Source organism: Vibrio sp. Vb2131 (genome assembly GCF_033338535.1).
GTDB lineage: Bacteria > Pseudomonadota > Gammaproteobacteria > Enterobacterales > Vibrionaceae > Vibrio > Vibrio alginolyticus.
In genome coordinates, this window is the sequence record NZ_JAWOSW010000014.1 from 71,412 (window position 1) to 91,556 (window position 20,145).

The 20,145-nt window shown below is 45.8% G+C and carries 21 protein-coding genes and 1 tRNA gene; 13 read left to right on the plus strand and 9 right to left on the minus strand.

All coding sequences use genetic code 11. From position 1 onward, the window contains the following. Window positions 1–110 precede the first annotated feature (110 nt). A complete protein-coding gene (locus R7E38_RS15525) occupies window positions 111–710 on the plus strand; it encodes a VOC family protein (protein ID WP_226083840.1) in 600 nt (199 codons plus the stop codon). Window positions 711–784: 74 nt separating this feature from the next. Here R7E38_RS15525 and purU read toward each other — a convergent pair whose 3' ends face one another. Continuing rightward, window positions 785–1,618 (minus strand): formyltetrahydrofolate deformylase, encoded by an 834-nt coding sequence (gene purU / locus R7E38_RS15530; RefSeq protein WP_226083841.1) that lies wholly within the window; start codon window positions 1,616–1,618, stop codon window positions 785–787. 218 nt (window positions 1,619–1,836) lie between these two features. Between purU and R7E38_RS15535 the strand changes: the two genes are divergently transcribed. From R7E38_RS15535 to rnd, 7 genes are all read left to right on the plus strand, one after another. Further along, window positions 1,837–3,777, plus strand: a complete 1,941-nt coding sequence (locus R7E38_RS15535; RefSeq protein WP_005382210.1) for an ATP-dependent DNA helicase — start codon at window positions 1,837–1,839, stop codon at window positions 3,775–3,777. A gap of 29 nt (window positions 3,778–3,806) precedes the next feature. Then, window positions 3,807–4,508 (plus strand): tRNA (adenosine(37)-N6)-threonylcarbamoyltransferase complex dimerization subunit type 1 TsaB, encoded by a 702-nt coding sequence (tsaB, locus tag R7E38_RS15540; protein WP_017819943.1) that lies wholly within the window; start codon window positions 3,807–3,809, stop codon window positions 4,506–4,508. A gap of 60 nt (window positions 4,509–4,568) precedes the next feature. Further along, a complete protein-coding gene (locus tag R7E38_RS15545; protein WP_017819942.1) occupies window positions 4,569–4,874 on the plus strand; it encodes a hypothetical protein in 306 nt (101 codons plus the stop codon). Between the two features lie 41 nt (window positions 4,875–4,915). Further along, window positions 4,916–5,473 (plus strand): Slp family lipoprotein, encoded by a 558-nt coding sequence (locus tag R7E38_RS15550; RefSeq protein ID WP_005382214.1) that lies wholly within the window; start codon window positions 4,916–4,918, stop codon window positions 5,471–5,473. 6 nt (window positions 5,474–5,479) lie between these two features. After that, the gene (locus R7E38_RS15555; protein ID WP_005382215.1) at window positions 5,480–6,334 is read left to right on the plus strand and encodes an alpha/beta fold hydrolase; all 855 of its coding nucleotides are present in this window, start codon (window positions 5,480–5,482) and stop codon (window positions 6,332–6,334) included. A 106-nt stretch (window positions 6,335–6,440) separates the two neighbouring features. Further along, the gene (gene fadD, locus R7E38_RS15560; protein WP_226083842.1) at window positions 6,441–8,132 is read left to right on the plus strand and encodes a long-chain-fatty-acid--CoA ligase FadD; all 1,692 of its coding nucleotides are present in this window, start codon (window positions 6,441–6,443) and stop codon (window positions 8,130–8,132) included. A gap of 78 nt (window positions 8,133–8,210) precedes the next feature. Further along, the gene (gene rnd / locus R7E38_RS15565; protein ID WP_085569974.1) at window positions 8,211–9,329 is read left to right on the plus strand and encodes a ribonuclease D; all 1,119 of its coding nucleotides are present in this window, start codon (window positions 8,211–8,213) and stop codon (window positions 9,327–9,329) included. A 77-nt stretch (window positions 9,330–9,406) separates the two neighbouring features. On the opposite strand, the gene minE is transcribed toward rnd, so the two are convergent. The 3 genes from minE to minC are packed head-to-tail and all read right to left on the minus strand — an operon-like array spanning window position 9,407 to window position 11,165. Beyond that, window positions 9,407–9,670 carry a cell division topological specificity factor MinE gene (gene minE, locus R7E38_RS15570; RefSeq protein ID WP_005388332.1) on the minus strand — a complete coding sequence of 88 codons (264 nt, stop codon included), beginning with the start codon at window positions 9,668–9,670 and terminating at the stop codon, window positions 9,407–9,409. Window positions 9,671–9,672: 2 nt separating this feature from the next. Next, window positions 9,673–10,485, minus strand: a complete 813-nt coding sequence (minD, locus tag R7E38_RS15575; protein ID WP_005388331.1) for a septum site-determining protein MinD — start codon at window positions 10,483–10,485, stop codon at window positions 9,673–9,675. A 17-nt stretch (window positions 10,486–10,502) separates the two neighbouring features. Then, window positions 10,503–11,165 carry a septum site-determining protein MinC gene (gene minC, locus R7E38_RS15580; RefSeq protein WP_005382304.1) on the minus strand — a complete coding sequence of 221 codons (663 nt, stop codon included), beginning with the start codon at window positions 11,163–11,165 and terminating at the stop codon, window positions 10,503–10,505. 197 nt (window positions 11,166–11,362) lie between these two features. On the opposite strand from minC, the gene R7E38_RS15585 reads away from it, so the two are divergent. From R7E38_RS15585 to R7E38_RS15600, 4 genes are all read left to right on the plus strand, one after another. After that, complete coding sequence (locus R7E38_RS15585) at window positions 11,363–11,644, plus strand: YcgL domain-containing protein (protein WP_005382303.1); 282 nt, start codon at window positions 11,363–11,365, stop codon at window positions 11,642–11,644. Window positions 11,645–11,692: 48 nt separating this feature from the next. Next, window positions 11,693–12,664, plus strand: coding sequence for a lytic transglycosylase domain-containing protein (locus R7E38_RS15590; RefSeq protein ID WP_005388330.1), 972 nt, complete (start codon window positions 11,693–11,695; stop codon window positions 12,662–12,664). A gap of 87 nt (window positions 12,665–12,751) precedes the next feature. After that, on the plus strand, window positions 12,752–13,696 hold the full coding sequence (locus R7E38_RS15595) for a LysR family transcriptional regulator (protein ID WP_017634801.1): 945 nt from the start codon (window positions 12,752–12,754) through the stop codon (window positions 13,694–13,696). A 257-nt stretch (window positions 13,697–13,953) separates the two neighbouring features. Then, complete coding sequence (locus tag R7E38_RS15600) at window positions 13,954–15,153, plus strand: NupC/NupG family nucleoside CNT transporter (protein ID WP_005382298.1); 1,200 nt, start codon at window positions 13,954–13,956, stop codon at window positions 15,151–15,153. Between the two features lie 68 nt (window positions 15,154–15,221). Here R7E38_RS15600 and folD read toward each other — a convergent pair whose 3' ends face one another. Next, window positions 15,222–16,082 (minus strand): bifunctional methylenetetrahydrofolate dehydrogenase/methenyltetrahydrofolate cyclohydrolase FolD, encoded by an 861-nt coding sequence (gene folD / locus R7E38_RS15605; protein WP_005382297.1) that lies wholly within the window; start codon window positions 16,080–16,082, stop codon window positions 15,222–15,224. Between the two features lie 203 nt (window positions 16,083–16,285). Here folD and R7E38_RS15610 point away from each other — a divergent pair. Beyond that, window positions 16,286–16,362, plus strand: a tRNA-Arg gene (locus tag R7E38_RS15610). Window positions 16,363–16,547: 185 nt separating this feature from the next. On the opposite strand, the gene R7E38_RS15615 is transcribed toward R7E38_RS15610, so the two are convergent. The 4 genes from R7E38_RS15615 to R7E38_RS15630 are packed head-to-tail and all read right to left on the minus strand — an operon-like array spanning window position 16,548 to window position 20,134. Further along, window positions 16,548–17,771, minus strand: a complete 1,224-nt coding sequence (locus tag R7E38_RS15615; protein ID WP_226083858.1) for a beta-ketoacyl-ACP synthase — start codon at window positions 17,769–17,771, stop codon at window positions 16,548–16,550. Beyond that, complete coding sequence (gene fabG, locus R7E38_RS15620) at window positions 17,768–18,493, minus strand: 3-oxoacyl-ACP reductase FabG (RefSeq protein WP_005388326.1); 726 nt, start codon at window positions 18,491–18,493, stop codon at window positions 17,768–17,770. Before fabG ends, R7E38_RS15615 begins: the two co-directional genes overlap by 4 nt. Beyond that, window positions 18,490–18,954: a hotdog family protein gene (locus R7E38_RS15625; protein WP_017634799.1), complete on the minus strand. Its 465-nt coding sequence runs from the start codon at window positions 18,952–18,954 to the stop codon at window positions 18,490–18,492. Before R7E38_RS15625 ends, fabG begins: the two co-directional genes overlap by 4 nt. Next, window positions 18,947–20,134, minus strand: a complete 1,188-nt coding sequence (locus R7E38_RS15630) for a beta-ketoacyl-[acyl-carrier-protein] synthase family protein (protein ID WP_226083859.1) — start codon at window positions 20,132–20,134, stop codon at window positions 18,947–18,949. The genes R7E38_RS15625 and R7E38_RS15630 overlap by 8 nt, the downstream gene beginning before the upstream one ends. Window positions 20,135–20,145 lie beyond the last annotated feature (11 nt).

A 20,145-nucleotide genomic window follows, 5' to 3' on the forward strand; every position in this document is an offset into this window, starting at 1 on the left:
AGAGGAATTGGGGAAATTTATACTTTTTCGATTGAATGGAAATGTGGTTTGGTTTGCGTTTACTATTGCGCTCAGAGTAATGAGATAAATCGCCCCAAAAGAGAACCACAATGACGACTCAACTAGTTGAAAAACGCCTAGCGCCTAAATTGATGATCCAAGATCTGGATGCATTTATGGCGAAGATTGAAGAGCTTGCATCCCTGTTAAAACTGGATCTGAGCTTTGCTCAAGCTGACCATATTGCGCTGCGAATTAATGATACTGAAACAGCAAAAGCCGCGCATGAAGCATGGAATCAATACGGTAAGGTGATTTCACAAGCGAAAATCAACGGTCGTCCAATCATCGTTATCGAATTCGACAAAGCGTTGGAAAACCGTGGTTGGAAGATTGAGTGTCTGGAACTGCCATACCCTGCGGAAGGCAAAATCTACCCAAATGAAAGCTGGGAACATGTGGAGTTTGTGATTCCGTCTCATGCCGAAACTGCAGACGAGTTTCTTGCTGACTTGAAACACACTTACCCAGCGTTTGGGGCGCGTTTTAATGAGTTGGAAGAGCTGGGTGTGAAGATCAAACTGTCGAGCCCGAAAGGGGATGGCGAACGCTTGAATAACCCAACAGTGGCGTTTAAGTACCAAGGCATTTGTATCAAACTGCACCCGCATTCACTTAAGCGTATTGTGGAGTCTGAGCAGGCTGAATAAGCAAGTTTTGAACGACTAGAAAGAAGAAAGGTTTGCAAATGAGCAACCCTTTCTTTCATTCAAAAGCGATGAACTTAAAGGATCACTGTCTTATTTCCATAAACAAAGACGTGGTCATTGATCACTTTATTCAAAGCCTTACTCAATACGTTCTTCTCTACATCGCGTCCCGCTTGCGCCATATCTTGGGCATTGAATGTATGGTCGACAGGAATTACGTCTTGCTTGATGATCGGCCCTTCATCTAAATCATTAGTCACGAAGTGTGCTGTTGCACCGATGATTTTCACACCGCGATCGTAAGCTTGTTGATATGGCTTCGCGCCAATAAAAGCAGGTAAGAAGCTGTGATGAATATTAATGATTTTGTGGTGATATTTCTCAACAAACGTCGGCGTTAATACTCGCATGTATTTAGCTAGCACCAAAAAGTCAGCATCGTATTGATCGATCACTTCTAGCATCTTCTGCTCGTGTTCTTCACGGCTAAGGTTTTCATGGGTCACGTGGTGGTAAGGAATGTCGAAGCGCTCAGTGAGAGTTTGCAGTTTGTCGTAATTCCCCACCACAGCGGCGATCTCAACATCTAGGCTACCATCGTAGGTTTTCATCAGAATATCGCCTAAACAATGCGCTTCTTTTGTGACGAGAATGACGATGCGCTTACGGCGAGAGCCAACCAATTTACGCTTAGCACCTTGCGGGAGAGCTTGCTCCAAGTCGGCAAGAAACGTTTGATCGTTGAAGTATCCCTCCAGCTCCGTTCTCATGAAAAAGTGGCCACTGGTATTATCAACAAATTCGTTATTGTGAACGATGTTGAGTTGGTGCTTGTAACAGATATTAGTAATTTTCGAGATGAGACCCGGGGCGTCAGAACAGTGGGTCAACAGTGTTTTCTTTTCCATAAATCAGGTACTTCCATGCATTAATATTTTAGAGTACGGATTTGTTATTATTCCCTAGCGGGTGTAACTGTACTGCCATGTTTCACCATAAATAATCTATTCTTACGTTGGTTTCAACAAAATATCCGCGTGTCGCCGCAAGCTGGTCAGATTGTGGGCTGATGTCACTCCTATTCCTCTGATATACTCTCGATAATTTTTCAAACTCAATACCAAGCATGATCGCAAAAACTTTTTCCTCTGATGGCGCGTTAGGTAAGGCCATTCCTGGCTTTCAAGCTCGTCAGCCACAAATCGATATGGCGGAAGCCGTCAGCAGTGCGATCAAAGATCAAACCCAGTTGGTGGTGGAGGCAGGAACCGGAACCGGTAAGACCTTCGCCTACTTAGTCCCTGCGCTGTTAAGCGGTAAAAAAGTGATCATCAGTACAGGCTCGAAAAACTTGCAAGAGCAGTTGTACCATCGTGACTTACCGCTCATGGTCAATGCGCTTGGTTTTTATGGCCAAGTGGCGTTATTAAAAGGGCGTTCTAATTATCTGTGTTTGGATCGTTTGAGCCGCCAAATGGTCGAAAGCCACACTAATGAATCTGACCCGACGTTATTAACTCAACTGGTTAAAGTGCGTGCTTGGTCATCAGAAACCAAAACAGGTGACCTTGGGGATTGTGATGATCTGCCAGAAGACAGCATGATCATTCCGACCATCACCTCAACCAATGATAACTGTTTAGGTAAAGAGTGTCCGAGCTACACCGATTGCTTTGTATTGAAAGCGCGTAAGCGAGCCATGGATTCCGACATTGTTGTGGTGAACCATCACTTATTTCTTGCTGATTTAGCGATCAAAGAGACAGGATTTGGTGAACTGATTCCAGAAGCCGATGTGTTTATTTTTGATGAAGCTCATCAGTTGCCAGATATTGCGAGCGAATATTTCGGCCAGTCAGTTTCAAGCCGCCAAATTCACGATCTTGCCAAAGACATTGAAATAGCCTATCGCACCGAAGCCAAAGATATGCGTCAATTGCAAAAAGTGGGCGACAAACTCATGCAAAGCGCAATGGACATGCGGATTGTATTGGGTGAGCCAGGCTTTCGTGGCAACTGGCGTGAGGCGTTGCAATCAGGTTCTATTAAGCGAGAATTATTGCGCTTAACTGACAGCCTCGAATTGGCGATTGATGTACTCAAAATAGCTTTAGGGCGCAGTCAATTACTGGATACCGCTTTTGAACGAGCCAATTTGATCAAAGGCCGCATCGACCGCGTCTGTGATGTCGATATTACCGGTTACTCATACTGGTACGATACCTCGCCTCGTCATTTCGCTCTGCACATTACGCCTCTTTCTGTCGCGGACAAGTTCCATGAGCAAATAGAGATTAAACAAGGCGCGTGGATTTTCACGTCAGCAACCCTAGCCGTATCGGGCGACTTCAAGCACTTTACTGAGCGCCTTGGCCTCAAGCCTACAAAGCAATTTTCTCTGCCGTCCCCCTTTGATTATCAAAAACAAGCGCGCCTTTGTGTGCCAAGGTATTTGCCAGAGCCAAACAGTAACGGCTTAGCGGATAAGTTAGTCCGAATGCTTGCTCCGGTGATTGAAGAAAATGATGGTCGCTGCTTCTTTTTATGTACCTCGCACAGCATGATGCGTGAACTAGGTGAGAAGTTCCGAGAAGTACTTGAGCTGCCTGTGTTAATGCAAGGGGAGATGAGTAAGCAGAAAACCTTGGCGGAGTTTATGGAACTGGGTAACGCTTTACTCGTGGCGACGGGCGCTTTCTGGGAAGGGATTGATGTTAGAGGTGATGCGCTGAGCTGTGTTATTATCGACAAATTACCGTTTACCGCCCCTGACGATCCGTTACTCAAAGCCCGTATCGAGGATTGTCGATTACGTGGCGGTGAACCATTTGCTGAAGTACAAATCCCGGATGCAGTGATTACGTTAAAGCAGGGAGTCGGGCGATTAATTCGAGATCAGAAGGATCACGGTGCGTTGATCATTTGTGATAATCGCCTCGTCACGCGAGACTATGGTGGTATTTTCCTCGGAAGCCTACCACCTATCCCAAGGACGCGAGACTTAGATGGAATCAAAGCATTCCTGAAAGCAGAACAATCTGTCACAGACGCAAGTGCTGAGGCATAACCCAATAAATGAAAGTTGTAGAGAGTTAAATGAGCGCAAAAATTCTTGCTATCGATACAGCGACTGAAAACTGTTCAGTTGCGTTGTTGGCTAATGATCAAGTGATTTCACGTAGCGCGGTTGCACCACGCGATCACACCAAAAAAGTACTGCCAATGGTTGATGAAGTACTCAAAGAAGCTGGCCTGACTCTACAAGAGCTGGATGCGTTAGCGTTTGGACGTGGTCCAGGTAGCTTTACTGGCGTTCGTATCGGTATTGGTATCGCACAAGGTTTGGCGTTCGGTGCTGACTTACCTATGATCGGCGTTTCAACGCTGGCTGCAATGGCTCAAGGTAGCTATCGCTTACATGGTGTGACCGATGTCGCTGTGGCTATTGACGCACGTATGGGTGAAGTTTACTGGGCACGTTACACTCGCCAAGCAAACGGTGAGTGGGCAGAGATGGATGCAGAGTGCGTAATTCCACCAGCACGTCTCGTTGAAGAAGCACAAGCAGACGACAAAACGTGGACGACAGCAGGTACTGGTTGGGATGCTTACCAAGAAGTATTAGCAGACCTACCGTTTAATTTGACGCATAGTGACGTTCTGTACCCTGATTCACAAGACATCGTGATTCTTGCTGAACAAGAATTTAAAAAGGGTAATACCGTGCCGGTCGAAGATTCGAGCCCTGTTTATTTACGTGATAATGTGACATGGAAAAAACTTCCTGGTCGCGAATAGTCCGTTTTTCATTAACCTGACAAAAAGCAGGGCGTTTGCCCTGTATTTTTATGGAGTGCTATGGCGTCGATTAATGGCTTGCCTCCTTCTTTGATTCCCGGTGCAAATCGCACTCATAAAGCCAGTCAAAAGAAGCAGGTAAATAAATCACAAACAAAGCAGCCTGTAGGTCAGCCTTCAAAGGTTGCTAACGCCGTGGCGCACTCCATAAAACACGTGGATGAGTCCCAAATTCACCGAGCTCAAGTGCAATATGACCTTCCTGAAGGGGGCGCACGTAAAGCAATGGAGCAGTACATGGATGTCATGAATCGAGCTAAAAAAGAGGAACTGGCTCAATTACTTGGTGTCGATATTTACGTGTGAGATCTCCCCAGCTTGGGGTTACTAATATTGAAAGGTGGTTTATGAAGGTTTTTGGACGGTTTTTTCTCGCATTATTTGCTACGGTTGGTTTGTCTGCGTGTAGCTCTTTGCCAGAGGAGCTAAATGCAAGCACAGAATTGGTCGTTACAGACTATAAAGCGTTTGCTGAGTCTCAGGGGCAAGTGAGTGAAGATGTTCGCCTTGGTGGAATCATCGCTAAAGTGGATAACTTTAAAGATAAAACGCGTCTAGAGATTGTAAACCTTCCTATCAGTAAGTCTGGTAAACCTGATATTGATGAAGAGCCTACGGGGCGTTTTGTCGCCTATTTTGATGGCTATTTAGAGCCTGTCGCCTTTAGTGAAGGCCGTTTGGTGACGGTTGTAGGCAAAGGAGCAGGGGAAGAAGAAGGAAAGATCGGTGAGCACGGTTACATCTTCCCAGTAATTAAGGGGGAAGGGTACCGTTTATGGAAAATTGAAGAACGTGTACGCATGTATGACTCGCCAACCTACTTTTACCCATGTTACTCGATTAACTGCCGCATGTGGCGTAATGATTTCCCGCAAGACGGTAAAGTGATAAAACAGGTCAAATAATCTGCGATGCATGAGCGTCAATTCGAGCTTCCTGCCGGCAAAATGGCAGCCCTTGAGATAGGGAACGAGAAAACGGCTGACTTGTCAGTCGTTTTTCTTCATGGGTGGTTAGATAATGCGGGCAGCTTTAAAGCGCTCATGGAGCAGTTGAATCAACTTAATCCTCACTTACACCTCCTCGCCATCGATCATTTTGGTCACGGTTTATCGAGTCATAAATCTCACGATAATTATTACCCCTTTCACGACTATATTGCCGATTTGTATCAGTTTTTGGACGAATTATCACCAAACAGACTGATATTAGTAGGGCATTCACTTGGTGCTTTAATCGCAAGTTGCTATAGTGCAGCGTTTCCAGAGCAGGTCGAAGCTCTTGTGCAAATTGAGGGAGCAGGACCTCTTCATGAGGATCCTACTAACAGTTTGCCTCGTCTTCGCGATGGCGTTTTAAGTCGAATAAGACAGCAAAACAAGCCAGAGCGAGCCATTGCCTCCTTCGATCTGGCGTTAAAATTACGCATGCAAGCCAACCAATTAACCGCTGAGCAACTTCTACCGATAGTCGAGCGTGGAACAGAGCAGCGAGGAGATAAATGGTATTGGCGGCATGACGCCAAGTTAAAATGTGCGTCGCTTTACCGAATGGCGCAAGCGCATGCTAACTCGATTACCAGCCAAATACGTTGTCCTCATTTGATTGTATTAGGCGATCAAGGATTTCAGAATTTACCATCTAACCAAGCTGATTGGGGAGAGAACCCACCGCAAGTGGTTTCTGTCAAGGGTGGTCATCACTGTCATTTAGAGCAAATACTCGAGGTCGCAACGCGAATTCTTGGTGTAGTTAACAAAATTTAAACAAGTGTTTGAGAGTTGCGTGCTCAAGCACGTTCGCTGTGCTGTAATAGCTTTCAAAATAAAAAGGACGCTATTTTTTAGCCAGTTATAAACGAGGAGTAACATCGTGGATAAACCATGGCTTTCACGTTATCCAAGTGACGTACCTGAAACCATTAATCCAGAGCAATATGAGTCTTTGGTAGAAATGTTTGAACAGTCTGTACAAAAATATGCAGACCAACCAGCATTCATGAACATGGGCTCGGTTATGACCTTCCGTAAATTGGAAGAGCGTAGTCGCGCATTCGCAGCGTATCTGCAAAACGAGTTAAAACTGCAAAAGGGTGACCGCGTTGCTCTGATGATGCCAAACTTACTGCAATACCCAGTAGCATTATTTGGTATTTTGCGTGCAGGTTGTATCGCCGTAAACGTTAACCCACTTTACACTCCTCGTGAACTTGAACACCAATTGAATGACTCAGGTGCGACGACGATTGTGATTGTGTCTAACTTTGCGAATACGCTAGAACAAATCGTCGATAAAACACCAGTCAAACACGTAGTGTTAACCAGTCTTGGTCAAATGCTGCCACGAGCGAAAGGTACGATTGTCGATTTTGTCGTGAAGTACGTTAAGGGCATGGTGCCTAAGTACGATTTACCTGGTGCAATCTCAATGCGTCAGGCTCTACGTAAAGGTCGTCGTCTACAATACGTTAAACCGTTTATGTCTGGGGATGACATTGCATTCCTGCAATATACGGGGGGGACGACAGGTGTCGCGAAAGGCGCGATTCTGACTCACCGCAACATGATTGCGAACGTTCTACAGGCAAAAGGCGCGTACGGACCGGTTTTATCTCCGGGGCGTGAATTAGTCGTGACAGCATTACCGCTGTATCACGTATTTGCTCTTACCGTAAACTGTCTGCTATTTGTTGAAATGGGTGGTCGTAACTTACTTATTACGAACCCTAGAGATATTCCAGGGTTCGTGAAAGAGCTACAAAAGCATCCGTTTACTGCGATTACGGGCGTGAATACCTTATTTAATGCATTGGTCAATAATGAAGATTTCCACGAGTTGGATTTCAGTAATCTACGTTTAGCCGTTGGCGGCGGCATGGCAGTGCAGCGCTCAGTGGCAGAAAGATGGCAAAAGACCACGGGTTGCTATTTGCTCGAAGGTTACGGTCTAACAGAGTGTTCTCCGTTGGTGGCGGCATATCCGCATGATCTTGTTAAATACAATGGCTCTATTGGTCTGCCGGTACCATCAACAGAAGTTCGTATCGTGGACGAAGAAGGTAACGCTCTTGCGAATACTGAAACTGGCGAACTTCAAGTTCGTGGTCCTCAGGTTATGCAAGGTTACTGGCAACGACCTGAAGCAACGAAAGATACGATTAACGAAGACGGCTGGCTATCAACCGGCGATATCGTTAAGTTCGATGACGAAGGCTTCCTGCATATCGTTGACCGTAAGAAAGACATGATCTTAGTATCAGGCTTTAATGTTTACCCGAACGAAATCGAAGACGTTGTAGCACTTCACGGCAAAGTACTTGAAGTTGCTGCTATTGGTCAGCCGCATGAAGTGTCTGGTGAATTAGTGAAGATTTATGTCGTGAAACGCGATCCGAGCTTGACCAAAGACGAAGTGATCGCGCATTGTCGAGAACACTTAACTGGCTACAAAGTTCCGAAGTTGGTTGAGTTCCGCGAAGACTTACCTAAAACCAATGTCGGTAAGATCTTGCGTCGTGTTTTACGCGAAGAGAATGACGCTGAACTTGCGAAGAAAAGCGCATAAGCCGATTTCGTCGAGTCGAGAGATTTAAAAAATGATAGAATGCCAGCGTTTTGCTGGCATTTTTATAGCGAGAAGTATGTGAACTATCAAATTATTACTAAAAACAAAGACCTAGAAGAGGTTTGCACTCATGCCCGAGAGGCAGACGTAGTGATGCTGGATACCGAATTCGTTCGTATTCGCACTTTCTACCCGCAGTTAGGTCTGATTCAGCTTTTCGATGGTAATCGCCTCTCGCTGATTGATCCGACTGAATTAACGGATATGACGCCGTTTGTAGCGCTATTAAAAGATACTTCTGTGCTAAAAGTGCTGCACGCATGTGGTGAAGATTTAGAAGTTTTCCAAAACGCTTTTGGTTGTACACCATTCCCTATGGTGGATACGCAGCTGATGGCCGCTTTTCTCGGTCACGGCCTATCGACAGGCTTCGCATCGCTGGTGGAAGAATATTTAAGCGTAGAGCTCGACAAAAGTGAATCACGTACCGACTGGATGGCTCGTCCACTGACACAAAAGCAATTAGATTATGCTGCCGCAGATGTTCATTACTTGTTACCGTTATACGAAAAGCTGTTCGATAAGGTGACGCAAGCAGGTTGGTGGGAAGCTGTACAGCAAGAAAGTGATTTACTCGTTTCGAAACGTATTCGCGTAACCAATGAAGAGAATGCCTACCTTGATATTAAGGGCGCTTGGCAATTAAAACCTTCTGAGCTGGCGATTTTAAAGCCATTGGCGACGTGGCGTTATCGTGAAGCAATCAAACGAGATTTAGCGCTGAACTTTATCTTCAAAGAAGGTGATCTATTAACGGTCGCTCGTCTTGGTTTAACGAACTTTAAGAAGATGGAAGCAGAAGATATTGATATCCGAGCGATTAACCGCCATGGCGCGAAGATTGCCGCGATTGTTAAACAAGCGAAGCAAACACCTTCTGAAGAGTATCCTGCGAAAATTGAGCGTTTAATGGACTATCCGGGTTACAAGCAGGTCTTCAAAAATATGAAAGACTTGGTGAAATCGGCTTCGCAGAAGTCAGGTTTAGCCACGGAGTTCCTTGCCTCTAAAAAGCAGATCAATCAGTTGATCAGTTGGGTTTGGAAAAAAGATCGTGACCCAGAAGTATTGCCTGATTTGATGCAAGGGTGGCGTTTGGATTTACTCGGCGACAAGATGAACAAAGCATTAAAGTAATGAAAGATGAAAAAGGTTGGCCTCGATGCCAACCTTTTTCGTTCTAATTAGAGCATTCGTCTTGCGAGAGAAACTGATTACTTTTCTTCGTCTGGTAGCTTCACATTCAGCTCAAGAACTGAGATATCGTCGTCTTTGTGCTCAAATGTTAAGTCAACCATATTTGGATCAATTGCCACGTACTTGCTGATCACCTTCAAGATGTCTTCTTTTAATTGAGGCAAGTAAGACGGCGCAGGATCATTTTGGCTGCGGCGCTCTGCGACAATGATTTGCAAACGCTCTTTAGCTAGATTCGCAGAAGTTTTCTTCTGTGGACGGAAAAATTCTAATAATGACATGTCTAGCCTCCAAAGAGTCGTTTAAAGAGTCCTTTCTTCTCCTCAGTAAGGAAACGAAATTCAACCTGATTGCCTAATAAGCGATCAACGGTGTCAGAATAAGCCATACCCGCATCGGTGTTATCGTCAAAAGTGACTGGCACACCTTTGTTTGACGCGTTAAGCACGGCTTGGCTTTCTGGAATCACGCCCAGTAGTGGAATATGTAAGATCTCCTCTACGTCTTCAACGCTTAGCATTTCGCCTTGAGTGACGCGAGATGGGTTGTAGCGAGTCAGTAACAGATGCTGTTTTACTGGCTCTAGCCCTTGTTCTGCACGCAGTGACTTAGAATCTAAAATACCGAGAATGCGGTCAGAGTCACGTACAGAAGAGACTTCTGGGTTCGTTGTGACAATGGCTTCATCGGCATAGTACAAGGCCATTAACGCGCCTTGCTCGATACCTGCTGGTGAATCACAAATAATGAAATCAAAGCCCATTTCATCAAGTTCGCCGAATACGCGCTGAACACCATCTTTTGTCAGTGCGTCTTTATCACGAGTTTGAGAAGCAGGAAGAATAAATAGGTTGTCCGTGCGCTTATCTTTGATCAGCGCTTGGTTTAATGTCGCTTCACCGTTAATGACGTTCACAAAGTCATACACGACGCGGCGCTCACAGCCCATGATTAGATCGAGGTTACGCAAACCGATGTCAAAATCGATCACCGCGGTCTTTTTTCCCTTAAGAGCTAGACCAGAGGCGATGGCTGCGCTTGAAGTGGTTTTACCAACGCCACCTTTACCAGACGTTACTACAATAATGCGTGCCATTTTTTTTCCTTTTTAGATTAAATCGCGAGAACTTCTAAATGTAATGATTCATCGGCTTTACTGATCATTACTTTCTTTTGCCAGTACTCGCTTTCAATTTGATCGCTTAACCAGTAGTCACCCGCAATGGATACCAGTTCTGCTTGTAAATCGTGGCAAATAATACGCGCTTCCTGCTGACCACTTGCTCCTGCAATCGCACGACCTCGAAGTGTGCCATGGATATGAATAGAGCCGTCAGCAATGACTTCAGCACCTGCACTTACGTGCGCTAGCACCACCAAATCACCATCTTTTGCGTAGATCTGTTGTCCTGAGCGGACAGGCGTACGAACTACTTTCGTTGGTGCCATTTTGGCAGGTGCTTGGCTTGGCGATTTGCTCGCCGACATAATGGCGAAGCCAGCTTCGGAAGCAAGGTTTTGTACACGCTTGTCTTTACAGCCCGTTACACCGACCGGAATAAAACCGGCATCTGAGATGCCTTGTTTAAGCTTAGGGAAATCAATGTCGCCTTGTACTTTTGCTATATTGATTACCAAAGGCGCGGATGCAAAAAAAGAAGGTGCTTGAGAAACTTTTTCTTGCAAAAATTCGACAGTCTTTGCGATCTCATTGTCAGAAAGGTGTAAAACTGACAATGTAAAACTGCTACCTTTAAGGTCTGGTGAATGGGTCATCGTGGACTTCTTGCCTTTATTGAAAGAGCGTTGCCTTAAACTAGGTATGTCATGTTATATTTCATCCTTTGACGCAGCAAGTTCTCTCGTGGGCAAATAGGTGAATTAATCTCAAATTTGCTATTAAGTTTGCGAGAATTTGACGTTTTCAACCTAATCCGCACTCAACGCGGCTAAATCAGCATAAAAGGCGTGTCATGCTTTGTTCTATTTATAAAAGCTCGAAAAAAGAAGGTACTTATCTCTATATTCCGAAAAAGGATGATTTTTCACAGGTTCCTGACACCTTAATGCAGATGTTCGGTAAGCCTATCGCTGTCATGACGATTAAACTTGATGGCCGTAAATTGGCACAAGTTGATATCGAAAAAGTGAAGGCTTCATTACAAAATGATGGCTTCTTTCTTCAGGTTCCACCGCCGCCGGAGAACCTATTAGAAAAGTACAAAGAACAAAAAGCCCAGCAGAAAGGCGAATAACGTCATCGTTTTTCATCTGGGATTTCTGCCTTGCTCAAGGAGGGCAATATGAAAAAGATACTGGCTACCATGCTTAGCGTTGGTATGTGTACCTCGGCTTTTGCAAGTAGCGAGGGTTTTGATGAATACTTGAATAAGCTGCGTGCTGAAGCTCGTGATAAAGGTATCTCAGAGCAGGTCATTAGTGCTGCTTTTGCTAATGTTGAGTACAAGCCCCGAGCAGTAAAAGCGGACCGAAACCAACCAGAAAAGAAACTGACATTGGATGAGTACATTCCTCGCGCGGTGCCTGAATGGAAGGTGAAGCAAGCCAGACAACTCTACAAAGAGCATTACACTGAGCTAAAGCGTATAGGCGATGAGTACGGTGTCCACCCGCGCTTTATTGTGGCACTTTGGGGAGTTGAAAGTAACTTTGGTAAGTTTACCGGCAACTTTAAAGTGATTGATGCACTATCCACAATGGCATTTGAAGGCCGTCGTGAAGAGTTTTTCCGTAAAGAGACCATGTCGGCACTGCAGATCCTCGATCAAGGCCATATTGAGCTAGAGAACTTTAAAGGCTCATGGGCTGGTGCGATGGGTCAATGCCAGTTTATGCCAAGCTCTTTCCTTCGTTTTGCTGCTGACGGCAACGGTGATGGTAAAAAAGACATATGGCAATCTGAAGCGGACGTGTTTGCATCAACCGCTAACTATTTGAGCAAGTCTGGTTGGGATGATAAATATACTTGGGGTCGCCAAGTTAAGGTTCCTAAAAATATTGATCGCAGCCTGGAAGGGCGCACGGCTGAAAAAGGCAAATACCTTCAAGAGTGGAGCCAATTAGGTATCACAAAATATGACGGTAGCCCGTTGCCAAAACTGGATGAAGACATCAAAGCATGGTTGATCATGCCGGACGACGAGAATGGTCGTACGTATCTGGTTTACAATAACTACAACGTATTGATGAAGTGGAACCGCTCTTACTACTTCGCACTTGCTGTGAGCCACTTGGCTGACCGCATTAAATACTGATCTGCCACAAACAATTCGGCATCCAGTCTTCAATACAAGGGCTCTTCGGAGCCCTTTGTTTTTTCTATAACCAAATCGAGGTAAAGCGTGTTATCTGAACGTGCCGCACAAATGGTGATTTTCTCCGCTCTTCTTAAACATAAAAGCTTCACAGCTGCTGCAAAGAGCTTAGGCGTGTCGGTGTCTCATGTGAGTAAACAGTTGAGTCAGTTAGAAGCGTCTCTTGGTATCAAGCTTGTTCAACGCACTACGCGAAGCTTTACGCCGACTGAGGCAGGGAAAACCTTTTTTCATCACTGTGAGCAAGTGGTACAAGCGGTGAGCAGCGCCACATTAGAGATGGAAACCCAGCGGGATGAAGTAGCAGGTTTGGTACGTCTTGGGTTGTCACAATCATTTGGTACCTTACACATTATTCCAGCGATTCAAGAGTTACGCGAACTGTATCCTCAACTTCAAGTGGAAGTACATCTGTTTGACTATAAGGTCGATATGTTAGCCGAAGGGCTCGATTTATGGGTAACCAACAACGAGCATTTGCCTGAAGGTTACATTGCGCAGCGTTTGACGGATTGCCAGTTTGTTGTTGCGGCATCGCCAGATTACTTATTGAAACATGACACGCCAACAGAACCGGATGACCTATCTGCTCACAACTGCCTCATATACAGAAGCTGGGAGCGTGACTATACGGGGTGGGCGTTTACCAAAGATCAGCAAGAATTGAACGTAAAAGTTTCGGGTAACTATTCAGTGGATCTGGCAGAAGCCGTTCGGGATGCGGCTATTGCAGGTTGGGGTATTGCCTACCTTGCCACTTACTTGCTGGGGGATGAGTTTAGAACGGGTAAGTTAATACAGCTGTTACCTGACTGGAAAGCCAGCCAGTCGATGCCGTTTTATGCGGTATACCCAAGCCGCCAGCATATGCCAAAAAAAATATCCGCGGTGATTAACTTTATCAAACAGAAGATCGGCAACCCTTGTCATTGGGACCAACGTTTGGCGCCTTACATCTCTATTCCTAAGTAACAGGATCAATGACGTTGTAGAACGACACATAAAGTGATTCACTTCACAAAAATTTTTCCTGAACCAGAAACATATTTTCCATATGGAAATAATTAAAATAAGCAAACGTTTATCTTCAATAAATTCAAGTGGTTATTTTATTGGTCAGTTATTGGTCGCTTAAACTTTTCACACTGTTAACATCCTCAACTTGCAGCATTTTGAGTCCGCTATACAATCCGGTGCCTTCCATATCCCCCTTCCGTCGGATTCATTTTATGAACTCAATTATTGGTATCGTAGCCATACTATTCCTAGCATGGCTACTTTCTACAAATAGAAAAAATATAAAGCTGAGAACGGTGTCGTTTGCGTTTGCTTTGCAGGTACTGTTTGCGTTGTTGGTTTTATATGTACCAGCAGGAAGAGATGCGCTGAATTCAGTGAGCAGTGTTGTGTCGAATTTGATCAACTATGGTCAAGAGGGCATTGCGTTTTTATTCGGTAATTTGGCGACAGGGGGCTTCACCTTTGCGATCAATGTTCTGGGTATCATCGTTTTCTTCTCCTCTCTTATCTCAGGTCTTTATCACATTGGTGTGATGCCAAAAATCATTAACTTTATCGGTGGAGGTATTCAAAAGCTGCTGGGTATCGGTCGTGCGGAGTCTTTGTCTGCAACAGCAAACATTTTTGTCGGTACCATTGAAGCACCATTGATGGTAAAGCCTTACCTAAAACACATGACTGACTCGCAGTTCTTTGCAGTTATGACAGGTGGTTTAGCGTCAGTTGCTGGCGGAACGTTGGTCGGTTACGCATCACTGGGTGTCGACCTCAACTATCTTATTGCTGCTGCATTTATGTCGGCACCTGCCGGCTTGTTGATGGCAAAAATTTTAATGCCAGAAGATACGGATAAAGCAGCAGATATCGACATTAGCCAAGTTGAAATTCCACGTGCAACCAACGTAGTAGAAGCATTAGCCGATGGTGCCATGGCGGGTGTACGCATTGCTGTATCGGTCGGTGGTACGTTACTGGCGTTTATTAGTGTCATTGCAATGCTAAACGGCATGTTAGGCTGGATAGGTGATCTTATTGGGACCCCCTTAAGTTTTGAGCTAATCCTAGGTTTTGTGTTTGCGCCAGTCGCTTGGTTGTTGGGTATACCATGGCAAGAAGCAACCACAGCAGGATCGCTGATTGGTAACAAGATTGTGGTGAATGAGTTCGTCGCTTTCATCCAGCTTGCAGAAGTGAAGTCTCAACTTAGTGAACACTCACAAGCAATCGTGACGTTTGCTTTGTGTGGCTTTGCAAACATCTCAAGCATGGCGATGCTGATTGGTGGGTTGGGCTCTTTGGTACCAGAAAAGCGTGCATTTGTTTCTAAGCATGGTTTCCGTGCGATTATCGCTGGTGTCATGGCGAACTTAATGAGCGCTTCTATTGCGGGCGTGATTTTAAGTCTGTAATTGAAATAGATATCAACAATTAGCAAAAAGGCTCCTTGCGGAGCCTTTTTCGTATCTGAAGTTTTACGTTATTTGTCTGTGTGGAACTGTTCGCAAGCGAGCATCGTGTTCTCAATTAAACTTGCGACGGTCATTGGGCCAACGCCACCAGGAACAGGAGTAATAAAGCTCGCACTTTCACGTGCTTTGTCGTATTCCACGTCGCCAACTAGTTTGCCTGAATCAAGACGGTTAATACCGACATCGACCACCACTGCGCCTTTTTTAATCCATTCACCAGGGATGAAGTTAGGCTTACCAACCGCAACCACGACAACGTCAGCTTGACGCACATGACTCTCTAGGTCTTTGGTAAAACGGTGACATGTTGTTGTTGTGCAGCCCGCAAGCAGCAGCTCAAGTGTCATTGGACGACCAACAATGTTTGATGCGCCAACCACAACCGCATGTTTACCACGTAGCTCAATGTTGTAACGGTCGAGTAGGGTAATTATGCCCTTTGGCGTGCAAGAGCGAAGCTTTGGAATACGCTGCGCAAGACGACCAACGTTGTAAGGATGGAAGCCATCCACGTCCTTCTCTGGGTGAATGCGCTCTAAAACATGTGTTGTGTCTATGCCCGCAGGAAGGGGTAATTGCACTAGAATGCCGTCAATTTCATCATCGTTGTTTAATTCATCAATCAGAGCTAGTAACTCTTCTTCTGAGCTAGACGCAGGAAGGTCAAAAGACTTAGAAACAAACCCAACTTCTTCACATGCGCGGCGTTTGCTACCGACATAAACCTGAGAAGCAGGATCTTCACCAACTAGAACCACTGCTAAACCAGGAGCACGTAGCCCAGCTTCAACACGTGCTTTAACACGTGCAGCCACTTCGGATCGAACAGTTTGGGAAATGAGAGTTCCGTCTATATTTTGAGCAGTCATGACTTTCCTTATAAATTAAGAAGGCAGATTATCTGCGGCGCATTGTCGCAGAATTTCTTATTAACATCCATACGCAAACGTTTGCTTTGTGGTGTTTTTGAACATTAAGCGTTTTAATGGACTTTTTTTAGGCATTCAGATCAGAATGTTATGAAAACCCGTTGATTTACCCGTTTGAACTCGTATAATCCTGTCCCTGTAGCGCGCCCTTAGCTCAGCTGGATAGAGCACGTCCCTTCTAAGGATGTGGTCATTGGTTCGAATCCAATAGGGCGTGCCATTTATTCAAAAGCCTCGATAACTCTTTGAGTTGTCGGGGCTTTGTCGTTTTTAGGTTTTTGGCTGTAATTGCCACTCTATCTACAACTTTTGAATGGCATTCTAGCCATTGCAATTTCTAGCAATCTGGATAGCCACCAACAAAAAAGCGCTGGTTAACCAGCGCTTTTGCATTTATTAAGGGAATTACATCTTTTTAAAGATGATGGAGGTGTTGATGCCGCCAAAGGCGAAGTTGTTACTCATCAAATATTTCACGTCCAGCTCTCGACCTTGTCCAGCGATGTAGTCTAAATCGCCACATTGCTCGTCGAGGTTTTCTAGGTTGAGCGTTGGGTTAAACCAACCTGTGTGCATCATTTCTAAACCTAGCCACGCTTCAATCGCGCCACAGGCGCCTAGTGTGTGGCCAAAGTAGCTCTTGAGTGAACTGATTGGCACTTTGCCCAGAGCATTCGCTGTTGCGTTGCTTTCCGCAATATCGCCGCGGTCGGTGGCAGTGCCGTGAGCAGATACATAGTCGATCTTCTCAGAAGGAATGCCCGCGTTTTGCAAAGCCATTTCCATACAGATTTGCATGGTTTCCATCTGTGGTTGAGTGACGTGTGCGGCATCACAGTTGCTGGCAAAACCGATGATTTCTGCATAGATTTTCGCGCCACGAGCGACGGCGTGTTCGTACTCTTCCAGAACCAGTGTTCCCGCACCTTCACCAATCACCAAACCATCGCGATCGGAGTCATAAGGTCTTGGTGTGCTTTTCGGGTCTTCATTCTTCAGACTGGTGGCAAAAAGGGTATCGAAGACAGCAGATTCCGTTGGGCACAATTCTTCAGCGCCACCAGCAACCATCACCGTTTGGTAGCCGTGTTTGATCGCTTCGTAGGCATAGCCGATTGCTTGGCTGCCAGAAGTACATGCACTGCTGGTTGGGATCACTCGGCCTTTCAAACCGAAAAATAGACCAACGTTCACTGCCGTAGTATGCGGCATCATCTGCACGTAAGTCGTTGCGGTGATCGCTTTAGTGGTTTTCTCATTCAGCATGACACCAAATGCGCCGATTGCGTCAGTACTGCCTGTTGATGAGCCGTATGCGATACCCGTTTGACCATTGGTGAGTACGCCGTTACCAATCAAACCTGCTTGGCTCAGTGCGTTTTCTGTTGCGACGGTCGCTAATTTGGAAACACGCCCCATGCCGCGTACTTGTTTGCGCTTGTAGTGCTTTGGCAGTTCAAAATCTAAAATGGGTGCCGCGAGCTTGGTATTCAAACCTTCATACTGTTCGTAAGAAGGCATGTATTGCGTCGCGTTCTGGCAGTCACGCAGTTTTGGTTCGACAGATTGCCAATCGTTACCAAACGCAGTCACGCCTGACATTCCGGTTACAACAACTCGACGGCTCATACTAGGCCCCCGTTTACCGAAATGACTTGGCGAGTTACATAGCCTGCGATGTCAGACATAAGGTAACTGACTAAACCAGCAACTTCTTCTGGCTCTCCCATGCGGCGCAGAGGAATTTGCGGCATCGCGTGTTCTTTCACGTGTTCGTCTACCATGCCTGTGTCGATAAGCCCTGGAGCAACGCAGTTGACGGTGATTTTGCGTTTTGCCAGTTCAAGCGCGAGTGATTTTGTTGCACCAATTACGCCCGCTTTCGCTGCGCTGTAGTTAGTTTGACCACGATTCCCCATTAGGCCAGAGACTGATGCAAGCGTAACAATTCGGCCGCCTTTGCGCTTTTGCACCATTGGCATAACACAAGGGTGAAGAACGTTGTAGAAGCTATCTAAGTTGGTATGAATCACACCATCCCATTCTTCTTCGGTCATCGCAGGGAAAGCGGTATCTTTTGTGATGCCAGCGTTGTTTACGACGCCATAGTAAGCGCCGTGTTCGGCGATATCGGCTTCTAGCTTCTCACGACAATCTGCACGGTCACTGATGTCGAATTGGATAAGACGACCGCTACCACCATGCTGTTCGATGGTGTTTAGGGTGTCTTGCGCGCCTTGTTGATCGCCCATGTAATGGACAATGACTTGGAAACCATCTTTGGCTAATTGAACGGCAATGGCTTTGCCGATGCCTTTGCTGGCACCTGTAACGAGGACTTGTCGGGTCATTGTTGACTCCTGATTTTCATTTCTTGTAATTTTTCTTCTGATGGAACGTAAACGTTCAATTGGCAAGTCGCTACAACAGTTCCTTGTAGCTCAATACGGGCTGAAAAAACCGCCATACCGTTATCTTCCATAACTTTTTCAGCATACACATCGAGCACCTGTCCGCGAGAAAACGTATCGCATTCAGACGTGTATCGACGGCTACCAAGCAAAAAGCCAATCGGTGGCGCTTGTTCTTTCATTAATGCGTGGTAACCAGACCACGCCGCGACAGATTGCGCCATAAACTCAATGCCAACGTAAGCTGGCACAGTTTGAGAGGCCGAGTCGAAGAACGGATTGTGTTCTGCGATATCAACCTGACAGTGAATCGTATCTTGTTGAACATCCAAAGCACGATCAACCAAGATCATTGGTTTGTCGTGTGGCAAAAGTTGTTCGATGGGAGGAAGTTTAGTCATGAGCGTAACCAAAAATAAGACTAATATTATTGCCACCAAAAGCAAAAGAGTTGCTGAGAATCGCTTTGTTACCCAGTTTGGTTGGCGTCTCAACTAACGATATATGGATATCGTCTGCTTTGGTTTCGCAGTGTTGTATTGGCAAATCAAGGTTGTACTTGAGAATATGCCAAGCGATCGCGGCTTCCGTTGCACTTGCTGCGCCTAATGTGTGTCCGGTAAGTGGCTTTGTCGAGCTTACGGGAACGGAGTCACCAAAGCAGCGATGAATGGCTTTGCTTTCCATCGCATCGTTTAACGGCGTTGCTGTGCCATGCGCGTTGATGTAACCAATGTCTTGCGCTGTAAGTCCTGCATTGGCCAACGCTTTTTTCATCGCTTCTTCTGCGCCTAACCCTTCTGGATGTGGTGCGGAAATATGGTGTGCGTCTGAGCTGTCGCCAGCTCCGAGAAGAGCAACGGGCGCAGGTGTTTTGCTTAGCAACATTAATGCTGCGGCTTCGCCGATATTGATGCCGTTGCGATGTTGATCAAACGGCTTACAAAGGCTATCGGATAGAGCTTCTAAACCGTTAAAGCCGTTTAGTGTGAGGCGACAAATGGTATCCACACCACCCACAATAACCGCATCAACAATGCCAGAGCGAATCATGCGTTGCGCGGTTAAAAAGACACGGCCACTAGAAGAACAGGCGGTTGAAACTGAGTAATGTGGGCCGCTCAAATCAAAGTAGGCGGCAATAAAATCGCTGCAGTTGCCAAGCTCTTGTTCGGTGTAATGGTAGTCGGCAGGAAAATTACCTTTTGCCAGCTTTTCACCAAATGCGATTTCGCCATCTGAAATGCCAGATGTGCTGGTGCCGATCACGACTGCGATACGGTCACGACCATATTTAGCCATGGCGTCACGCACGTCGCCTTCGATTTGCTGCAAAGCCGAAAGTGCGAGGCGGTTGTTTCTCGTATCAAACTGGCTGAGTGCGGTCGGTAATTGCGGTAACGTCTGTGCAATTCGACCGATTACTGTTTGGCGGCCTGAATTTAAAATATCTCGGTCAACCACCATGTTGGATGGCTTCGCTCCCGATAAACACTGGTGGATGAGCGCATCATCTTGTCCCATGGCAGAGTGAAAGCCACAGGCCTGAATATACAAAGGTTGAGAAGAGCGAATAGGCATATTGTTATTCT

What these genes read in the sequence shown, in the direction of transcription:
- R7E38_RS15615 (WP_226083858.1), bottom strand. Translation starts at nt 17,771, where the DNA reads ATGAGCCGTCGAGTTGTTGTAACCGGAATGTCAGGCGTGACTGCGTTT.
- minC (WP_005382304.1), bottom strand. Translation starts at nt 11,165, where the DNA reads ATGACCCATTCACCAGACCTTAAAGGTAGCAGTTTTACATTGTCAGTT.
- R7E38_RS15600 (WP_005382298.1), top strand. Translation starts at nt 13,954, where the DNA reads ATGAACTCAATTATTGGTATCGTAGCCATACTATTCCTAGCATGGCTA.
- R7E38_RS15590 (WP_005388330.1), top strand. Translation starts at nt 11,693, where the DNA reads ATGAAAAAGATACTGGCTACCATGCTTAGCGTTGGTATGTGTACCTCG.
- R7E38_RS15625 (WP_017634799.1), bottom strand. Translation starts at nt 18,954, where the DNA reads ATGACTAAACTTCCTCCCATCGAACAACTTTTGCCACACGACAAACCA.
- R7E38_RS15585 (WP_005382303.1), top strand. Translation starts at nt 11,363, where the DNA reads ATGCTTTGTTCTATTTATAAAAGCTCGAAAAAAGAAGGTACTTATCTC.
- fabG (WP_005388326.1), bottom strand. Translation starts at nt 18,493, where the DNA reads ATGACCCGACAAGTCCTCGTTACAGGTGCCAGCAAAGGCATCGGCAAA.
- R7E38_RS15630 (WP_226083859.1), bottom strand. Translation starts at nt 20,134, where the DNA reads ATGCCTATTCGCTCTTCTCAACCTTTGTATATTCAGGCCTGTGGCTTT.
- R7E38_RS15525 (WP_226083840.1), top strand. Translation starts at nt 111, where the DNA reads ATGACGACTCAACTAGTTGAAAAACGCCTAGCGCCTAAATTGATGATC.
- folD (WP_005382297.1), bottom strand. Translation starts at nt 16,082, where the DNA reads ATGACTGCTCAAAATATAGACGGAACTCTCATTTCCCAAACTGTTCGA.
- R7E38_RS15550 (WP_005382214.1), top strand. Translation starts at nt 4,916, where the DNA reads ATGAAGGTTTTTGGACGGTTTTTTCTCGCATTATTTGCTACGGTTGGT.
- R7E38_RS15535 (WP_005382210.1), top strand. Translation starts at nt 1,837, where the DNA reads ATGATCGCAAAAACTTTTTCCTCTGATGGCGCGTTAGGTAAGGCCATT.
- minD (WP_005388331.1), bottom strand. Translation starts at nt 10,485, where the DNA reads ATGGCACGCATTATTGTAGTAACGTCTGGTAAAGGTGGCGTTGGTAAA.
- R7E38_RS15545 (WP_017819942.1), top strand. Translation starts at nt 4,569, where the DNA reads ATGGCGTCGATTAATGGCTTGCCTCCTTCTTTGATTCCCGGTGCAAAT.
- R7E38_RS15555 (WP_005382215.1), top strand. Translation starts at nt 5,480, where the DNA reads ATGCATGAGCGTCAATTCGAGCTTCCTGCCGGCAAAATGGCAGCCCTT.
- tsaB (WP_017819943.1), top strand. Translation starts at nt 3,807, where the DNA reads ATGAGCGCAAAAATTCTTGCTATCGATACAGCGACTGAAAACTGTTCA.
- minE (WP_005388332.1), bottom strand. Translation starts at nt 9,670, where the DNA reads ATGTCATTATTAGAATTTTTCCGTCCACAGAAGAAAACTTCTGCGAAT.
- purU (WP_226083841.1), bottom strand. Translation starts at nt 1,618, where the DNA reads ATGGAAAAGAAAACACTGTTGACCCACTGTTCTGACGCCCCGGGTCTC.